Origin of the sequence: Streptomyces sp. NPDC091280 (assembly GCF_044768565.1) — a bacterium.
Lineage (GTDB): Bacteria > Actinomycetota > Actinomycetes > Streptomycetales > Streptomycetaceae > Streptomyces.
The window spans coordinates 457,467-476,032 of the sequence record NZ_JBIVUZ010000009.1 but is presented as its reverse complement, the minus strand read 5'-3'; the positions used below and the strand labels follow the sequence as shown (position 1 = coordinate 476,032).

General features: G+C 71.9%; 16 protein-coding genes. 14 read left to right on the top strand and 2 right to left on the bottom strand.

Annotated elements, in window-relative coordinates; genetic code table 11:
• The first annotated feature begins 208 nt into the window (after window positions 1-208).
• Together ACIQPR_RS28345 and ACIQPR_RS28340 are read left to right on the top strand one after the other, a co-directional pair.
• Window positions 209-1,810, top strand: a complete 1,602-nt coding sequence (locus ACIQPR_RS28345; RefSeq protein ID WP_403653833.1) for an MFS transporter — start codon at window positions 209-211, stop codon at window positions 1,808-1,810.
• 87 nt (window positions 1,811-1,897) lie between these two features.
• Window positions 1,898-3,097, top strand: a complete 1,200-nt coding sequence (locus tag ACIQPR_RS28340) for an acyl-CoA dehydrogenase family protein (protein ID WP_403653830.1) — start codon at window positions 1,898-1,900, stop codon at window positions 3,095-3,097.
• Window positions 3,098-3,154: 57 nt separating this feature from the next.
• On the opposite strand, the gene ACIQPR_RS28335 is transcribed toward ACIQPR_RS28340, so the two are convergent.
• A complete protein-coding gene (locus ACIQPR_RS28335) occupies window positions 3,155-3,595 on the bottom strand; it encodes a cell division protein SepF (RefSeq protein WP_403653827.1) in 441 nt (146 codons plus the stop codon).
• Between the two features lie 333 nt (window positions 3,596-3,928).
• Here ACIQPR_RS28335 and ACIQPR_RS28330 point away from each other — a divergent pair, with 333 nt between their 5' ends.
• The 12 genes from ACIQPR_RS28330 (at window position 3,929) to ACIQPR_RS28275 (ending at window position 17,384) form a co-directional block, all read left to right on the top strand.
• Complete coding sequence (locus ACIQPR_RS28330) at window positions 3,929-5,140, top strand: DUF5685 family protein (RefSeq protein ID WP_403653824.1); 1,212 nt, start codon at window positions 3,929-3,931, stop codon at window positions 5,138-5,140.
• A gap of 217 nt (window positions 5,141-5,357) precedes the next feature.
• Window positions 5,358-7,589, top strand: a complete 2,232-nt coding sequence (locus ACIQPR_RS28325; RefSeq protein WP_403653821.1) for a nitrate- and nitrite sensing domain-containing protein — start codon at window positions 5,358-5,360, stop codon at window positions 7,587-7,589.
• Complete coding sequence (locus tag ACIQPR_RS28320; RefSeq protein ID WP_019074895.1) at window positions 7,586-8,014, top strand: roadblock/LC7 domain-containing protein; 429 nt, start codon at window positions 7,586-7,588, stop codon at window positions 8,012-8,014. The genes ACIQPR_RS28325 and ACIQPR_RS28320 overlap by 4 nt, the downstream gene beginning before the upstream one ends.
• On the top strand, window positions 8,011-8,367 hold the full coding sequence (locus tag ACIQPR_RS28315) for a DUF742 domain-containing protein (RefSeq protein ID WP_403653818.1): 357 nt from the start codon (window positions 8,011-8,013) through the stop codon (window positions 8,365-8,367). Before ACIQPR_RS28320 ends, ACIQPR_RS28315 begins: the two co-directional genes overlap by 4 nt.
• Window positions 8,351-8,950 (top strand): GTP-binding protein, encoded by a 600-nt coding sequence (locus ACIQPR_RS28310; protein ID WP_403653815.1) that lies wholly within the window; start codon window positions 8,351-8,353, stop codon window positions 8,948-8,950. The genes ACIQPR_RS28315 and ACIQPR_RS28310 overlap by 17 nt, the downstream gene beginning before the upstream one ends.
• 508 nt (window positions 8,951-9,458) lie before the next feature.
• Entirely contained in the window at window positions 9,459-11,264 is a 1,806-nt protein-coding gene (locus ACIQPR_RS28305; RefSeq protein ID WP_403653812.1) for an FAD/NAD(P)-binding protein, read from the top strand.
• Window positions 11,265-11,351: 87 nt separating this feature from the next.
• The gene (locus ACIQPR_RS28300) at window positions 11,352-12,428 is read left to right on the top strand and encodes an LLM class flavin-dependent oxidoreductase (RefSeq protein ID WP_403653809.1); all 1,077 of its coding nucleotides are present in this window, start codon (window positions 11,352-11,354) and stop codon (window positions 12,426-12,428) included.
• Entirely contained in the window at window positions 12,425-13,726 is a 1,302-nt protein-coding gene (locus ACIQPR_RS28295) for an NtaA/DmoA family FMN-dependent monooxygenase (protein ID WP_403653806.1), read from the top strand. Before ACIQPR_RS28300 ends, ACIQPR_RS28295 begins: the two co-directional genes overlap by 4 nt.
• A complete protein-coding gene (locus tag ACIQPR_RS28290) occupies window positions 13,723-13,929 on the top strand; it encodes a DUF1684 domain-containing protein (protein WP_403653803.1) in 207 nt (68 codons plus the stop codon). Before ACIQPR_RS28295 ends, ACIQPR_RS28290 begins: the two co-directional genes overlap by 4 nt.
• A 202-nt stretch (window positions 13,930-14,131) precedes the next feature.
• Complete coding sequence (locus ACIQPR_RS28285) at window positions 14,132-15,031, top strand: S1 family peptidase (protein WP_403653800.1); 900 nt, start codon at window positions 14,132-14,134, stop codon at window positions 15,029-15,031.
• A 158-nt stretch (window positions 15,032-15,189) separates the two neighbouring features.
• Complete coding sequence (locus ACIQPR_RS28280; protein WP_403653962.1) at window positions 15,190-16,074, top strand: slipin family protein; 885 nt, start codon at window positions 15,190-15,192, stop codon at window positions 16,072-16,074.
• Window positions 16,075-16,301: 227 nt separating this feature from the next.
• Entirely contained in the window at window positions 16,302-17,384 is a 1,083-nt protein-coding gene (locus tag ACIQPR_RS28275; RefSeq protein ID WP_403653797.1) for a S1 family peptidase, read from the top strand.
• A 54-nt stretch (window positions 17,385-17,438) separates the two neighbouring features.
• On the opposite strand, the gene ACIQPR_RS28270 is transcribed toward ACIQPR_RS28275, so the two are convergent.
• On the bottom strand, window positions 17,439-18,521 hold the full coding sequence (locus ACIQPR_RS28270; RefSeq protein ID WP_403653794.1) for a DUF3533 domain-containing protein: 1,083 nt from the start codon (window positions 18,519-18,521) through the stop codon (window positions 17,439-17,441).
• Window positions 18,522-18,566 lie beyond the last annotated feature (45 nt).

The following is an 18,566-nucleotide window of genomic DNA, read 5'->3' as shown; positions in this document are numbered from 1 at the left end:
CCACAGGAGGGGGAGTGGTGTACGCCACACGTGTTGTCCGGGGAGTGTGAGAGGTCCGCCACGTGGCATTGGCGTGAACTCGCGTACTCTGACGGCTCACTCGCCTTCGTTGCGCGGGCCGGGGACACCGCTCCTCTCCGGCCGCAGTCACGGGGAGTCCCCACCCCGTGAGCCCGCCGAACGCGAGGGAACATCTGGGAGGTAGTGCATGTCCGGGACGACCACGGCCGCCGCAGCGCTGCGCCGCCGGGCGGCCGGGGCCGGTGCCAACCGCTGGGTCGTCCTCGTCGTCCTCTGCGTCAGCCTGCTCCTGGTCGCGCTGGACGCCACCGTGCTGCACGTGGCGGTGCCCGCCGTCACCGAGGACCTCAAGCCCGGCGCGATAGAGCTGCTCTGGATCGTCGACGTCTATCCGCTGGTCTGCGCCTCGCTCCTCATCCTCTTCGGCACGCTCGGCGACCGCGTCGGCCGCAGACGCGTCCTCCTCCTCGGCTACGGCCTCTTCGGCATCGCCTCCGGCCTGGCCGCCTGCGCCCAGGACGCCCAGGTCCTGATCCTCGCGCGGGCGCTGCTCGGCGTCGGCGGCGCGATGATCATGCCCGCCACGCTGTCGATCCTCCGCCAGGTCTTCCCCGACCGGCGCGAGCGCGCGGTCGCGATCGGCGTGTGGAGCGCGGTGGCGGCGGTCGGCGCGGCGGTGGGACCGCTGCTCGGCGGCTTCCTCCTCGAACACTTCTGGTGGGGCTCGGTCTTCCTGGTCAACATCCCCCTGATGCTGATCAGCCTGCCGATCGGCCGCCTGCTGCTCCCCGAGTCCCGCGGCGACCGCGACGGCCCGTGGGACGTCGTCGGCGCGCTGATGGCCGCCGGCGGCCTCTTCGGCGTCGTGCTGGGCGTCAAGCGGCTCGGCGGCGGCGAGCCGGTGGACAGCGCGTGGACCGTGGCCCCGCTGCTCGTGGGCGCGGTCCTGCTGGTGCTCTTCGTGCGACGGCAGCGGCGCCGTACGCATCCGCTGGTGGACCTGAGCATGTTCCGCAGGCCGGCGTTCAGCACGTCGGTCGGCTGCATCGTCCTGGCGATGCTGGCCCTGGTGGGCCTGGAGTTGATCGCCGCCCAGTACCTGCAACTGGTCCTGGGCCTGTCGCCCCTCCAGACGGGTCTACGACTGCTGCCGCTGACCTTCGCGGCGATGGCGGCGGGGCTGTTCGGGGCGCGGATGCTACGGCGCTTCGGCCCGCGCCGGATGGTGTGCTCCGGCTTCTGCCTGACCGCGGTCTCGGTGCTGACCCTCACCGCGATGGGCGGCCGGGACAACACCGGCCTGCTGCTCTTCGGGTTCCTGCTGCTCGGGTTCGGCCTGGAGATGACGCTTTTCGGGGCCTACGAGTCGATGCTGAGCGAGGCACCGCCGGCCCAGGCGGGCGGCGCGGCGGCGATCGGCGAGACCTCCTACCAGCTCGGCGCCGGTATCGGCATCGCGCTCCTCGGCAGCGTCATGAACGCGGCGTACGCGCCCGGGCTGCGGTCCGTGCCCGGGGTGCCGACCTCGGCGTCGGTCTCGGCGGGCCATTCGCTGGGCGAGGCGTACGACGTCGCGTCGCGTCTCGGCGGGGCCCGTGGTGCCGCCCTGCGCGACGCGGCACGGCACGCCTTCGTGCACGGCCTGCACATCACGCTCCTCGTCAGCGCGGGCCTGCTCCTGCTGGGCGCGGTGATGGCGTTGCGCCTGCCCCGGATCATGCACTGCGAGCTGCCGCCGGCCACGGTGCCGGCCCCTCGGGAAGTGGCGGAGTCCCGCATCCCCGCCTGAACCTCGGCCCCCGGTCCGTGCCGTGGGGCGGACCTCCGCGCTATCGTAACTAGCAGTGGTAGTTTTCTTAGATTGCGGAGGCCCTGCATGGCTGCGTCCTCGTCCTCGAAGTTGCCCCCCTTCGACCCCGCCGACCCCCTCGGCATCGACGACCTGCTCGACCCCGAGGACCTCGCGATCCGTGACACCGTGCGCGACTGGGCGGCCGATCGTGTGCTGCCGTACGTCGCCGAGTGGTACGAGAAGGGCGAGTTGCCCGGGATCCGGGAGCTGGCGCGGGAGTTGGGCGGTGTCGGGGCGCTCGGGATGTCGCTCGACGGGTACGGCTGCGCCGGTGCCTCCGCCGTCCAGTACGGGCTCGCCTGCCTGGAGTTGGAGGCCGCCGACTCCGGGATCAGGTCGCTCGTGTCGGTGCAGGGGTCCCTGGCCATGTACGCGATCCACCGCTTCGGGAGCGAGGACCACAAGCAGACCTGGCTGCCGCGCATGGCCTCCGGCGAGGTCATCGGCTGCTTCGGGCTGACCGAGCCCGACCACGGTTCCGACCCGGGCGCCATGCGGACGTACGCCAAGCGCGACGCGGGCGGCGACTGGGTGCTCAACGGACGGAAGATGTGGATCACCAACGGGTCCGTGGCCGGTGTCGCCGTCGTCTGGGCGCGGACCGACGACGGCATCCGCGGCTTCGTCGTGCCCACCGACAGCGCCGGGTTCTCCGCACCCGAGATCAAGCACAAGTGGTCGCTGCGCGCGTCCGTCACCAGTGAACTCGTCCTCGACGACGTGCGGTTGCCGGTCGACGCCGTGCTGCCGGAGGTCGTCGGGCTGAAGGGGCCGCTGAGCTGTCTGTCGCACGCCCGTTACGGAATCGTGTGGGGTGCGATGGGCGCGGCGCGCGCTTCCTTCGAGGCCGCCGTCGAATACGCGAAGACCCGGGAGCAGTTCGGGCGGCCCATCGGCGGCTTCCAGCTCACCCAGGCCAAGCTCGCCGACATGGCGGTCGAACTGCACAAGGGGATTCTGCTCGCCCACCATCTGGGGCGGCGCATGGACGCCGGCCGCCTGCGTCCCGAGCAGGTCAGCTTCGGCAAGCTCAACAACGTACGGGAGGCCATCGAGATCTGCCGTACGGCGCGGACGATCCTCGGTGCCAACGGGATCTCGCTGGAGTACCCGGTGATGCGGCACGCGACGAACCTGGAGTCGGTGCTCACCTACGAAGGCACCGTGGAGATGCACCAGCTCGTGCTGGGCAAGGCGCTCACCGGACTCGACGCCTTCCGGTAGGAAGGCCCGACGTCCTTGGCGACCCTGCGGGAGGCAGGGCCGATGAGCGGCCCTGCCTCAGCTCTGGTTGAAGAAGCCGTCCTCGCGGCGCGCGACCGGGTCGCCGCTGACGATCTCGGTGTTGGCGGGGGTCAGCAGGAAGACACGGGTCGCGACGCGCTCGATCGTGCCGCGCAGACCGAAGGTCAGGCCGGCCGCGAAGTCGACCACGCGCTTGGCGTCGGTCGCCTCCATCGCCGTGAGGTTCACGATCACCGGGACCCCTTCCCGGAACAGCTCACCGATGGCGCGGGCGTCCCGGAAGCTGTCCGGGGTGACCGTGCCGATGCGCCGGCCCTTCACCTCGGCCACGTCCGAGGCCACCTTCACTCGCGGGTCCGTCACCCAGGCATCCCCGGGCTGCTCGGTCCCTTCGGAGTAGTCGTCGTCGTAGTAGCGCTCGTCATCGTTGTCGTCAACGAGCCCAAGCCAGGCACTCGCCTTGCGTACCGATCCCATGGACGCCTCCTCTCACAGCGGTCTTTATTGCTATCCGCATCCCTATGGTCATCCATGATGCGGATCGCGCGCCAAGTGGATAGACGCCGCGCGGGGGGTTTGTGACGCTACTGGTGCACAGCCAATACGTCGAGGGCCCCCGTGTATCAAGGGTGTTGCCGGACAGGGCTGCTGACTGAGAGTGAAATATGATTCTTCCCGGCGTCCGGGTGACGGCTGGTGCGTACGGGTGAACGAGGTGGTCGACGGGATGCGGCTGCTCAACGCCCGGTCAGTTGCCATGTCGACCTTCGGATGCCCCGTCAGAAGTCGTTCACGCCGCGGGGGGTTGTCGTGTTCGGAATGGTCCGCCCTTGCGGTCATCGGCTCGGTGAGAGTCTCAAGAGCCAGTGGATGGCGCACTTGTGCGGGCTGTGCCTCGCACTGCGCGGCGATCATGGGCAGTTCGCGAGGATCGTCACCAATTACGACGGTCTGCTGCTGTCCGTCCTGACGGAGGCTCAGACCGGGCGTGCGGACGGCGATGGACACGCCGGACACGCCGGACGCCGTACGGCCGGGCCCTGCCCGTTGCGCGGGATGCGGACCGCGTCCGTCGCGCAGGGCGAGGGGGCGCGGCTCGCGGCGGCCGTCTCGCTGGTGCTCGCCTCGGCCAAGGTGCGCGACCATGTCGCCGACGGGGACGGGCTGCTGGCCCGCGGGCCGGTGGCGCTCGCCGCGCGGCGGGTCGCCGGGAGCTGGGGGCGGGCCGGGGCGCGGACCGGCTCCGCGGTCGGCTTCGACGCCGGTGTCCTGGTGGAGGCCGTGGAGCGACAGTTCGGCGTCGAGGCGCTCGCCGGGCCCGGTACACCGGTCCTCACCGTCACCGAACCCACCGAGACCGCCACCGCGGCGGCCTTCGCCCACACCGCGATCCTGGCCGGACGGCCCGGCAACGTCGTACCGCTCGCCGAGATCGGCCGCCTCTTCGGCCGGCTCGCGCACCTCCTGGACGCCGTGGAGGACCGGGAGTCCGACGCCGTGAACGGCGCCTGGAACCCCCTCACCGCGACCGGCACCCCGCTCACCGAGGCCCGGCGGCTCGCCGACGACGCGCTGCACGGGATCCGCCTCGCGCTGCGGGAGACCGAGTTCACGGACGGCCGGCTCGCGCATCTGCTGCTCGCGCACGAACTCGGGCGCTCGGTGGACCGGGCCTTCGGGACCCAGTCGTGCGGGCACGCCCCCGAGGCCGCCTTCGGACCGCCGCAGACCCCCTACCCGCCGGGCGATCCGCGCCACGACGGCAACCCCTACGGTGGGAGCCCGCACGGCGGCAACCCCTTCGGCGGTGAGCCCCCGCGGCCCGGCCGGCGCGGCTTCTGGGCCGGGTGCGCCGTCGCGCTCGGGCTCTGCTGCACCTGCAAGGTGTGCTGTGCCGACGAGTACGAGGGGCCGTGGTCGCGGCGGCGGCGCGAGGGCTGCTGCTCGAAATGCGACTGCGGCTGCTGCGAGGCCTGCGAATGCTGCGAGTGCTGTGAATGCCTCTCGTGCTGCGACTGCTGACCGTGACGGGCAGTCACCACCGTTGTATACGACCGCTTCGCGGAGCATCACTGACCTGCGAGGCCGGGCCGCCCGTGTTTCGGCGCGGTAAAACAAAAACATGATCCGGTGACCGGTGTGCCGTGGGTGTCGTTGGGCGGGAGCAGAACCATTTCTTCCTCAGGTTCTGACTCAGGTTCGACTCCCGATCAACTCGCCACCCACTTAAGGCACTTCAGTGGACGTCACAACAAAAGCGACCACGAGCATCCGCACCCGGCTGCTGAGGATTCTGGTCCTCGCCCTCGCGGTCCTGCTCGCCCTGCTCGGCATCGCGGCCACCGAGCAGGTCTCCGCCTACCGCAACGCCTCCGCGACCGCCGACAACGCCCGCCTGGAGATCACCCTCCAGGGACTCGTGCACGAGCTCCAGAAGGAGCGCGGGCTCACCACCGGATACGTCGGCGGAGTCCGGCAGTTCAGCGCCAAACTGCCCGCGCAGCGCAAGGCGACCGATGCCGCGCGCGAGCAGCTGGACGTGGCCCTGAAGGGGCGCGAGGACTCGGCCGCCGGTTCCGTGCGCGAGTCCCTCGGCCGGCTCGACGGCCTGGCCGGGATCCGCAAGGACGCCGACGACGGCACCGGCGTGGTGAAGGACACCTTCGACTACTTCACCACCACCATCACCGTCCTCGACCGGCTCGACCTCGGCCTTGCGGACGTCCACGACGGCACCCTGCGCGCCGCCTACCAGACACTCCAAGTCCTCGGCAACGCCAAGGAGTTCACCGGCGAGGAGCGGGCCATCGTGCTCGGCTCGGTACGCGCCGGGAAGTTCCGCGGCGACGACTACAGCCGCTTCATGGAGATCCGCGCCGGACGCCTCGCCGCCCTCGACGCCTTCCCCCGGTCGGCCACCGCCGTACAGGAACGGCGGCTGAACACCGCGCTGACCACGCCCGACGCCGAGCGCGCGCTGGCGTACGAGAGCAAGGCGGTGCACGGCACCGGGAAGCTGAAGGCGGGCTCCGTGCCGCCCATGGCCTGGTGGGACTCCATGACCTCCACCATCAACGGCCTGCGGAACGTGCAGATCTCCCTCGGCACCGATGTCGAGAACCGGGCCGCGCAGCTGGAGAGTTCGGCCCAGCGCGACCTGCTGCTGTTCCTGCTGCTCGCCCTCGGCACCATCGCCGCGCTCGGCGCGCTGGCCCTCGACTGCGTACGGTCCGTCTCCGCGCCGCTGGTCGAACTCGCCCAGCAGGCACGGGAGGTGGCCGGGAGCCGGCTGCCGCAGGCCGTGGCCGCCGTACAGGACGGCTCCTCCGGGGCCGTGCCGCAGCCGCCCGCCCGGCTGGTCGTCACCGACCGGGCCGGGGCCGAAGTCCGCGAGGTGGCCGAGGCGTTCGACCGGGTGCAGCGCTCCGCGTTCGATCTCGCCACCGAACAGGCCGTGTTGCGGCGCAACGCCACCGACTCCCTGGTGAGCCTGGGCCGTCGCAACCAGAACCTGGTGCGCCGGCAGATCAGCTTCATCAACAAGCTGGAGCACGAGGACGCCGACCCCGCGACCCTCGCCAACCTCTTCGAACTCGACCACCTGGCCACCCGCATGCGCCGCAACGCCGAGAGCCTGCTCGTGCTCGCCGGCGAGTCCAGCCCCCGCCCCTGGTCCACGCCCCTGGCGGTCAACGACGTGCTGCGGGCCGCCCTTTCCGAGGTCGAGGAGTACCGCCGGGTCACCCTGCGCCGGATCGAGCCCGCGTTCGTCACCGGCTCCGTCGTCGTCGAGATCGCCCACCTGCTGGCCGAGCTGGTGGAGAACGCGCTGAGCTTCTCGCCGCCGGACTCCGACGTGGAGATCGAGGGACGGCGCACCAGCGCCGGCTATCTGGTCGCGATCGTCGACCACGGCTTCGGCATGGACACCCAGGCCCTCGCCGAGGCCAACGTACGCCTGTCGGGCACCGCCAGCTTCATGGCCGAACCCACCCGGTTCCTGGGCCACTTCGTGGTCGGCGCGCTCGCCCGCAAGTGCGGTATCGAGGTGCGGCTCGGCGAGGCGCCGGCGGCCGGTGTGGTCGCGCGGGTGCTGATCCCCGCGGCGCTGCTGACGGAGAAGGCGGCCGAGGAGAAGCCCTCGGTCCCGGCGCCGCGGAAGGCGGAGACGGACATGGAGCCCCAGCCCGAACCGGCGGTCGCCCCGGTGGCCGCCAAGGGCGGTTCGTCCGCCGCGCGCACCCGCAACGGCCTGGTCAAGCGGCCCCAGCGCAGCGCCATCGCGGCGGCGGTGAGCGAGACCGACCGCACCGACCGCACCGCGCCCGCCGCACCGCCCAACCCGGAGCGGACCCCCGAACAGGTCTCCGGGATGCTCTCCACGCTGCGCAGCGCCCATATGCGGGGCGGGATCAGCGTCGAGAAGGAGAAGCAGCAGAACGCCGACACGAACGAGGGTGCCGCCAAGTGACCGCCGTCGACACCCAGCACGACTCGCAGACCTTCAACTGGCTGCTCGCCAACTTCGTCAAGAGCACCGACGGGGTACGGGACGCGGTCGCCGTCTCCTCCGACGGGCTGCTGATCGCCGTGTCGGACGGGCTCGGACGGACCGAGGCCGACCATCTCGCCGCGATCGTCTCGGGGTTGAGCAGCCTGGCCCGCAGCGCGTCCAAGCGGTACAGCTTCGACGGGGTCAAACTCATCATGATCGAGATGGGCCGGGGCTTCCTGCTCGTCTCGGCGATCCGGGACGGCAGCTGTCTCGGTGTCCTCGCCGACAGCAGCGGTGAACTGGGCCTTGTCGGCTACGAGATGGCGGTGCTCGCGGAGCGGGCGGGTGATCTGCTCACCCCGACGCTCATCGCCGATCTGCGACAGGCGTTGCCACGGTGAACGGTGAACAGTCCACAGACGTAGAACCTGACGAGGACGCGACGTTCGTCCGGCCGTTCATCATCACCGGCGGCCGGTCCGAGCCCCTCCAGGCCGATCTGCGGCTGGAGACGCTGGTCGTCGCCGTCGGCGTGCCGGATCAGTCGCTCGCGTTCGAGCGGCGCCACATCGTCGCGGTGTGCGAGCGGCCGACGACCGTCGCAGAGGTGGCGCACCGGGTCGGGGTGCCGCTCGGAGTGGCGAAGGTGCTGATCTCCGACCTCGTCGTCGCCGGGCAACTCGCCTGCCGGCAACCCGCGGAGCTCCCGCTCCCGATGCTCGAAAGGATCAGGGACCATGTCCGGGCGCTCTGACAAGATCGTGCCGCTGGCCGTGAAGATCGTGGTCAGCGGCGGCCTCGGGGTCGGCAAGACCACCTTCATCGGGGCCATTTCGGAGATCGAACCCCTCGACACCGAGGCCGCGATCACCCAAGTCTCCGTGGGCGTCGACTCGTTGGTGGGGGTCGAGGCGAAGACCACCACGACCGTCGCCCTCGACTTCGGGCGGATCACGCTCGATCCGACGATGACGCTCTATCTGTTCGGGACCCCCGGACAGGACCGGTTCTCGTTCCTCTGGGACGACCTGGTGGAGGGCGCGCTCGGCACGGTGGTCCTCGTGGACACCCGGCGGATCGAGGACTGCTTCCCGGCGGTCGACTACTTCGAGTCGCAGGGCGCGCCGTTCGTCCTCGCCGTCAACCGCTTCGACGGCGCCGACCGGTTCGACGTGGAGGAGGTCCGGGAGGCGCTGGGACTCGGCGCGGACGTGCCCGTGCTGGAGTGCGACGCGCGCGACCGGGACTCCGTACGCGATGTGCTCGGTGCGCTGATGGACCGGGTGATCGGGGTCCGGGCGACACCACGACGGCGTACGGCGGCGCTGACCCGGTAGGCCCGGTGGACGCGGTGCAGGAAACGGGGAAACGAGGAAACGGGGAAACGAGGAAACGGGGAAACGGGGAAACGGGGAAACGAGGAAACGGGGAAACGGGGAAACGGGGAAACACAGAAGTACCGACAGAACCCGAGGGGAGGGGTGCGTGTGAAGGCGGAACGGGGGGAGCGGAAGAACTCGTGAAGCGCACGGTCGGACGGGGAATCCGGCGACCGGGACGCGCAGTGGGTCAGCTCAACAGGAAGAGGACCACACGCGACCGAGGTCGATGTGGGAGCGCTTGACCAGCCACTGCTGTGGATGCATGGACCAAGTGGAACAGGCATCCGGTGGGGCGTCAACCGAGATGAGACGTACTGCTCACAGTGTGGACTCCCTTGACAGCGAGGGGAAACGGCGCCGTACAGTCGGTGGACGGCCCTGCTGAGGGGCTCGGCCGTACGGCGCCGCGAGGCGTCCTGTGTGAAGGCATTCGCCCGTGTTGCTCACGTCACGGAGTCTTCGCATGTCTTCCGACCTTCCCACCCCCATATCCGCCGCCCCGGGCACCCGGCCCTCCCTCGTGATCGTCGGAGCCGGGCCGCGGGGGACCGGCCTGATCGAGCGCATCGCCGCCAGCGCGCCCGAGCTGTACTCCGGGCCCGGCGCCGGGGGCTTCGACATCCACCTCGTCGACCCGCATCCGCCGGGCGCCGGACGCATCTGGCGCGCGGCCCAGTCGCCCCTGCTGTGGATGAACTCGCACGCCGAGGACGTCACCATGTTCACCGACGAGACGGTGGTCATGGACGGCCCGGTACGCCCCGGACCCACGCTGCACGAATGGGCGGACATCGAGGGCTCCACCTTCGCCGACCGGCAGCTCCAGGGCGCCTATCTGCGCTGGGTGCACGAACAGGCCGTGGCCGCGCTGCCGCCGGGCGTCACCGTCCACCACCACGCGCGGCGCGCCCTGCGGGTCAGCGGCCCGCGCGAGGGCCGCCAGCAGGTGTGGCTCCAGGGCCGCCCACACCCCCTTCCCGCCGACCTCGTGGTCATCGCCATCGGCCACCTCGACGCCGAACTCGACGACGAACAGCGCGAGTTGGCGGCCTACGCCCGCGCCCACGAACTGGTCCACCTGCCGCCCGACTTCACCGCCGACAGCGACCTCAGCTCCCTCGCGCCCGGCGAACCCGTCATCGTCCGCGGCTTCGGACTCGCCTTCGTCGACCTGATGGTGCTGCTCACCGAGGGACGCGGCGGACGCCACGACGGCGACACCTACGTCCCCTCGGGGCAGGAGCCGGTGCTGTACGTCGGCTCGCGGCGCGGAGTGCCGTACCACTCGAAGATCGGTTACGAGTGGACCGGTGAACGGCCGCCGCTGCCACGGTTCTTCGGGCCCGCCGAGGTCGACGCGCTGCTCGCCCGGCCGGAGGGCTTCGACTTCCGGCGGGACGTATGGCCGCTGATCGAGAAGGAGCTGGGGTTCGCGCACTACCACCGGCTGTTCGGTACGCACCCCGAGCGGACGGTGATCGCCTGGGCCGACTTCGAGGAGAAGTACGCGGCCGGGGAGGCGGCGGAGCGCGAGGCACTCGTGGCGTCCGCGGTGCCCGACCCCGCCGACCGGCTCGACCTCACGGCGCTGGACCGCCCGCTGGACGGGGTGCGCTATCCCTCGCAGGAGGCGTTCCAGGAGGGCCTGCGGGCCTATGTCGAGGCCGATCTGACGCGTCGTCACGACCCGGCCGAGAGCCCCGACCTGTCCGTCTTCCTCGGACTGCTCTCCGTCTACGGGCAGTTGATCCGGCTCGGTGACGTCGGGCCCTGGTGGCACGGCTTCTTCAGCTATCTCGCCTCCGGGCCGCCCGGACCCCGGCTGCGTCAACTGCTCGCGCTGTCCCGGGCCGGCATCGTGCGGTTCGTCGGCGCCGACCTGGCCGTCACCGCTGGGGACGGGGTGTTCCGGGCGTCCAGTCCGACCGTGCCGGGTGTCACCGTCGAGGCACGGGCACTCGTCGAGGCCCGGCTGCCCGAACCCACCGTCGGGCGCGCCCTCGACCCGCTGCTGCGTGAACTGCGCGCCGACGGCGCCGTGGAGACCCCGGAGGGGCTGCTGCGGGTGGACCGCGTCGACGGCCGGATCCTCGACGCGGCCGGCCGCCCGCACCCCCGGCGCTTCGCGCTCGGCCCCTACACCGAGGTCCGGACCCCCGGCGCCTTCACCCGGCCGCGCACCGGCGGCCCCGCCTTCCGGCAGAACGACGCCACCGCACGGGCCGTGCTGGCGTTCCTGCGGGACCTCGCGTACCGGGCCGCCGCGTAGCCCCGATCCGGTCGGTGAAGTCCCGCGCTCCGCCCAGGACCTGGTCCTCCCCGGGGCGCTCCGGAACGACAGGAAGGCTTTCCTCCCATGACCTCCTCGCACGGCCGGGGCCTGCATCTGGCCGCCGCCGTCGACCAGCCGTCGGCCTACGACGCGGACTCCTACGTCGAGTTGGTACGGCTCGCCGAGAGCGGCGGACTCGACTTCGTGACGCTCGACGACACCTTCGCGCGCCCCGGCCCCGACGCCCTCTCCGTCCTGTCCCGGGTCGCCCCGAGAACCGGCCGGATCGGCCTGGTGCCCACCGTGACCGTCACCCACACCGAGCCCTTCCACGTGCAGGCCGCGGTCGCGACCCTCGACTGGGTCAGCCGGGGCCGGGCCGGCTGGCGGATCGACGTGTCGACCACCGAGGGCGAGGCCCGGCTCTTCGGCCGCCGCCACGCCGCGCCCGCCGACGCGCTCTGGCAGGAGGCGGGCGAAGTCGCCCAGGTGGCCGCCGAGTTGTGGGACAGCTGGCCGGACGCGGCCGGGATCCGGGCCACCGCGACCGGCGACTCCGGCGACCGGGACAGGCCGCACCACGTCGACTTCCAGGGCTCCGCGTTCTCCGTCAAGGGCCCCTCGACCGTGCCCAGACCCCCGCAGGGCCACCCGGTCCGCGTGGTCGACGCCACCGAGGGCCAGGCCCGGCGGACGGCCGCCCGGTACGCCGACGTGGCCCTCGTCCGCGCCGCGAGTTCCGCGCAGGCCGGCGCCGTACGGTCCGAACTGCGGGCGTCCGCCGAGAAGTCCGGGCGCGATCCCGACACCCTGCGGGTCCTGGTGAGCCTGGTGGTCGACCTCGGCGACGGCGAGCACGCGGCCGAACCGGGCCACGGCGGTGGCGGCCCCCGGCAGACCGCGCAGGGCCCGCTGTACCGGGGCGGCCCGGTCGACCTCGCCGAACTGATCGCGGCCTGGCACGGCGACCGTACCGTCGACGGCTTCCACCTCACGCCCGTCGAACCCCGCCGCGACCTGGAACGGCTGGTCAACGGCACGGTCGCGCTGCTCCAACACCGGGGCCTGTTCCGCACGTTCTACCCGGGCAGCACGCTCCGCGAGCACCTGGGCCTCGCCCGGCCCGCCAACCGGTACGCCGTGCCCGGGGGAGCGTCATGACCGTACGGGCGCGCAGGACCATCCATCTGGCGGCGCGCCTGCCCGGCGCCGACAGCACCGCGCGGGCCGATCCGGCGGCCGGGTCGCGGATCGCCTTCGCCTCCTTCGAGCGGCCGGCCCGTACCGCCGAGCGCGGACTCCTCGACTTCCTCCTCCTCGCCGGGGGACCGCGGCTGCGCGAACACCGGGGCCGTATTCACGACTTGGACGCGGTGGGACGGCCCGAGCCGCTCACCGTCCTGAACGCGCTCGCCGCCGTCACCGAGCGGATCGGTCTGGCCGCCACGGTCGACGCCACCTTCAACGAGCCCTACGAACTCGCCCGCAGACTCGCCACGTTGGACCATCTCAGCGGCGGCCGGGCCGCCTGGCACGTGGTGGCCGCCGCCGACGCCCGCACCGGCGAGAACTTCCGGCGCGGCGGCCACCACGACCTTGTCGACCGCTCCCCGAGGGCTGCCGAATTCATCGCCGTGGCAAGGGAGTTGTGGGACTCCTGGACCCCGGACGGCCTCTCCCGGCCCTTCGCCCACCGGGGCCCGCACTTCGACGTCGCGGGCGAGTTCACCGTCCCGCGCCCACCCCAGGGCCACCCGGTCGTCATCCGGGCCGGGGACTCGGACGAGGACCGGGAGGCAGCGGCCCGGGACGCCGACGTCGTCCTCGGCCGGCCCGGCACGCTGGAGGAGGGCCGTGTCTTCTACGCCGACGTGAAGGCACGCCTGGCCAGGTACGGCCGCGGCGCCGACGACCTCAAGATCATGCCCCGGGTCACCGTCGTCCTCGGCGACACGGCGGCCGAGGCGCAGGAGCGGGCCGCCGAGATCCGGCGCCTGCGGGTCTCCCCGCGGCACGCGATCCTCGCCGTCGAGCGGATCTGGGGCACGGACCTCTCCTCCTACGACCCCGACGGCCCGTTCCCCGACTTCGACCCGGTGCCCGAGCCCGAGCCCGTTCCGGGGCCGGCCCGGTCCGGCGACCCCGTCGCGACGGCCGAGAGATGGCGGGCGCTGTCACGGCAGAAGGGCCTGTCCATCCGGCAGACCCTGATCGAGGCGAGCGGCCGGCAGTCCTTCATCGGCACCCCCGAGGCGGTTGCCGCGGAACTGGAGACCTTCGTGGAGCAGGGCGCCGCCGACGGCTTCGTCCTCGTACCGGAGCCCGCGCCGGGCGGGCTCGACGAGTTCGTGGACCGGGTGGTGCCGCTGCTCCAGGAGCGCGGCGCGTTCCGCGCGGAGTACCGGGGCACCACCCTGCGCTCCCATCTCGGGCTCGCCGAGCCGGGGGACAAGGGGTGACCGGGTCCGGCGCCGAGGGGCGCACGACGGTGCACCCCGACCGGGCAGTGCTTCCGTCGTGCGCGTCCGCCGACGGTTTCGGCTGCTCTTTCCCGCCGCCGCGCAATACGCTGGGCGTCGCGATCGAGGCGGGGGCGCGGGCCCTCCGGCGGAGCGGGCATCGGCCCTGGTGGGCGGGGATGCGGCTGGCTGCGGCGGGGTGATCAACTCGCGTAGATCGTGGGCTGGTTGAAGACCGCACGGCCGAAAGGCGCCCTTGCGCCCGCCGGTCGCACGGTCGAATACTCCCCCACAGCGCTTGTCAGGGACACGGCTTGTTCGAAAACCGGACGCCCGCCCCCCGACTGCGCCTCACGGGCCCCGACCCCACGCGGGCCCCCGAATTCCCCTAGGAGGGAACGAAACGTGAGGATCAAGCGCACCACCCCACGCAGCGGAATCGCGAGACGTGCCGGGCTGATCGCCGTGGCCACCGGATTCGTCGCCGCTGCCGCGTTCGCCGTCCCCACCGCGAACGCGAGCGAGGCCCGGACGTTCAGCGCGACCCAGCTCTCCGCGGCCAACTCGTCCGTGCTCAAGGCCGATGTCCCGGGCACCGCCTGGGCGGTCGACAGCAAGACGAACCGTGTCGTCGTCACCGTCGACAGCACGGTCTCCCAGGCCGAGATCGCGAAGATCAAGTCGCAGGCGGGCAGCACCGCGGGCGCACTCACCATCAAGCATACGGCCGGCCAGTTCAAGAAGCTGATCACCGGTGGCGACGCCATCTACGGCGGCGCCTACCGCTGCTCGCTCGGCTTCAACGTGCACAGCGGGAGCACCTACTACTTCCTGACCGCCGGTCACTGCGGTGAGGTCGCCTCCACCTGGTACTCCAACTCGGGCCACACCACGACGCTGGGCACGAACGTCAGCTACAGCTTCCCGACCAACGACTTCGCGCTGGTCCGGTACACCAACAGCTCGATCGCCCACCCGAGCGCGGTCGGCAGCCAGACCATCTCCAGCGCGGCCACGCCGAGCGTCGGCACGACCGTCTACCGCCGCGGCTCCACCACCGGCACGCACAGCGGCCGGGTCACCGCCCTGAACGCCACCGTCAACTACGGCAGCGGCGACATCGTCTACGGCATGATCCAGACCACGGTCTGCGCCGAGGGCGGCGACAGCGGCGGCCCGCTCTACGGCGGCTCCGTGGCCTACGGTCTGACCTCGGGCGGCAGCGGCGACTGCACCTCCGGCGGCACGACCTTCTTCCAGCCGGTCACCGAGGCGCTGAGCTACTACGGCGTGAGCGTCGGCTGACGCCCACCTGATCTCCCCCGCTCCGGACCGCGGCCGGCAGCGGATGAGCCCCCGTACGCAACTGGCGTGCGGGGGCTCGCTCTTGTGCGGAGCGCGGAGTTACCGTCGTGGTATCGGAGCAAGCACCTGATGCGCCACGTCGGACCCTGGGGGCCGTGATGGTCGAGGAGCTGGTGACGGCGGGAGTGACCCTCGCGTCCGTCGGAGCGGTGTACGCGATGGCGGCGGCCCGGGTCGTCAAGCAGTACGAGCGCGGGGTCGTCTTCCGCCTCGGCAGGCTCAGGCCCGACGTGCGCGGGGCGGGCTTCACGATGGTCGTCCCGTTCGTGGACAAGCTCCGCAAGGTCAACATGCAGATCGTGACGATGCCGGTGCCCGCGCAGGAGGGCATCACCCGGGACAACGTCACCGTGCGGGTGGACGCGGTCGTCTACTTCAAGGTCGTCGACGCGGCCGACGCGTTGGTGCAGGTCGAGGACTACCGCTTCGCCGTCTCGCAGATGGCGCAGACCTCGCTGCGCTCCATCATCGGCAAGAGCGACCTCGACGACCTCCTCTCCAACCGCGAAAAGCTCAACCAGGGCCTGGAGTTGATGATCGACAGCCCGTCGATCGGCTGGGGCGTGCAGATCGACCGCGTGGAGATCAAAGACGTATCGCTGCCCGAGACGATGAAGCGCTCGATGGCCCGCCAGGCCGAGGCCGACCGCGAACGCCGGGCCCGGATCATCAACGCCGACGCCGAGTTGCAGGCCTCCAAGAAACTCGCCGAAGCCGCCAAGGAGATGTCGGAGCAGCCCGCCGCCCTCCAACTCCGGCTGCTGCAAACGGTGGTGGCGGTAGCCGCCGAGAAGAACTCGACCCTCGTCCTGCCCTTCCCGGTCGAACTGCTGCGCTTCCTGGAACGGGCCGCCCCGGCCGCCCCCGCGGCGCCCGTGGCCCCGGTTGCCCCTGAGGCACCACAACCGGTGCAGGAGCAACTCCCGCCCGCCGAGCCCCACACGGACCCTGAGCCCGAGGGGCCGATTTCCGGACAGGGCTAGTCCTCACCGGTCGACGGCCGTCGCCCGCCCGCGGTGTTTGCGGTCCGAACGGCCTGGCGTGCCACCGAACAGGCACAGCGATGAGGGCGTACGGCCGTGCCCCGCGCGCGACCCAAGTCGACCTTGTGCGCCCCCTGTGCGGTTGGGGAGAGTGGGTGCCCGTCAACCTACCGCTCGGCCCGCCGGGCCGCTGACCTGCCGGGCAGACCCCCACAGGAGGACGCGAGTTGAAGCACCGACGCATATCCGGGCGACGGGCGGCCGTGGCGGGCGCGGGCATCGCCGCACTGGTCGTCGCGGGAGGCGCCTTGCCGAGTGCGAACGCCGGCGAGGCGTCGAAGCCGGCCGTACTCCGCGCCCTCTCGGCCCCGGCGGCCGGAAAACTCGCCTCGACGCTCGGCAGGGACCTCGGCACCGGCGCGGCCGGCACGTTCTACGACGCGAAGACCAGGAGTCTCGTGGTCAACGTGCTCGACCGGGCCGCCGCCGACACCGTCGAGGCGGCCGGCGCCAGGGCGAGAATCGTCGAGCACTCCCTCGCCGAACTGGCCGCCGCCCGTACGACCTTGAAGCGGGACGCCACCATCCCCGGCACCTCATGGGCGACCGACCCGACCACCGACAAGGTCGTCGTCACCGCCGACCGCACGGTCTCCGGCGCGGAGTGGACCAGGCTCGCCGAGGTCGTCGACGGACTCGGCACCAAGGCCGAACTCCGGCGCACCAACGGGGAGTTCAAGTCCTTCATCGCGGGCGGCGACGCCATCTCCGGCTCGGGCGGGCGCTGTTCGCTCGGCTTCAACGTGGTCAAGGACGGCGCGCCCTACTTCGTCACCGCAGGACACTGCACCGAGGCCATCTCCACCTGGACCGACTCCGGCGGCGCCGAGATCGGCACGAACGAGCGATCGAGCTTCCCGGGCAACGACTTCGGCCTGGTCAAGTACACCTCGGACGTCGCCCACCCGAGCACGGTCGACCTCTACGACGGCTCTTCGCAGCCCATCACCCACGCCGCCGACGCCACCGTAGGAGAGAAGGTGACCCGCAGCGGCTCGACGACCCAGGTGCGCACCGGCACGGTCACCGGCCTGGACGCCACCGTGAACTACGGCAACGGAGACATCGTCAACGGCCTGATCCGGACCGACGTGTGCGCCGAGCCGGGCGACAGCGGCGGCCCGCTCTTCGACGGCGACGCGGCGATCGGCCTCACCTCGGGCGGCAGCGGCGACTGCGCCTCCGGCGGCACGACCTTCTTCCAGCCGGTCACCGAGGCGCTGTCGGCGCTCGGGGTACGGATCGGGTGAACTGCCGTACGACGGGCGCGGATCGGGTGAGGTGCCGTACGACGGGCGCGGTGGTCATCCGCCCGGAGAGCCGGACGGGCCGGCCGACTCCGGTCGGTCCAGGAGGTCTTCGTGCTTCCGCCGCAGCAACGCCCCCAGCAGGGTGACCAGGATCCCGGCGAGCGCCCACGCGGACAGCACCAGCAGCGGCCCGGTCACGGCGTTGCCCTTGAAGTAGGCGATCGAGCGCGCCACCCAGGTCCCGGCCCCCGGCGGCAGCGCGGGCCCGATCGCGTTCCAGAACGGCGGCAGCAGCGGCAGCGGGAAGGCGCCGCCCGCGCTGGGGTTGCCCGCGATCACCACCAGCAGGATCGCCAGCCCGATGCCCACGACCCCGAAGACCCCCTGGAGTGCGAGGGTCGCGGCCCCGACGGCGAAGGTGATCAGCGCGCCGAGCCCCCAGAACGCGGGCACGCTCCCGGGCAGCGCGCCCAGGACCGGCCCGACGATCACCGCGCCGCCGAGCCCGCCGACGACCGCGACCAGCGCCATCACGATCAGCCGGATCACCGCGCGGCGCGGGTCGGCGGGCCGGGCACCGGCGCTGATCGCCAGGATCGAGGCGCAGAGGTAGCCGCCGACGCACCAGCCGACGACCAGGTAGAAGGACGACAGCCCGTCGAAGTCCTGGGACGAGGCCGGAGCCACGTCCACCACGCGCACCGTGCGCTGCTCGGCCCGCTCCAGGGTGGTGGTGATCGTCTCCAGGGTGGTGGCGAGGACCGTGCCGCCGCCGGTCGCGACCAGGAGCGTGTCCTTGGTGCCGCGTGTGTCGACGACGAGAGCGCCGTCGATGTCCCGGTTCAGGATCTGCTTCCGCGCGCCCGCCGCGTCCGGCACCGCGCGCGGGTCCAGCGGCGAGCCGGGCAGCCGCTTCAGCCGGGCCACCGTCTGCTCGGCCGTGACCTGGGGAGCGACGACTCCGAAGGCCACGTCCCTGGGCTTGGGATTGTGGAGCGCGCCCACGTAGGAGGCGATGAAGAGCAGCTGGAGGGCGACCACGCCGATGACGAGCAGAGTGGCCCGCAGGCTGACCGCGTCCCGCACCTCACCCAGGAAGGACGTACGGGACGTACCGGCGCCGGGGGTCTCTGTCATGTCCCCACGGTCCCGGCGGCCCGGTGTTCCCGCAGGTGGGAAGGG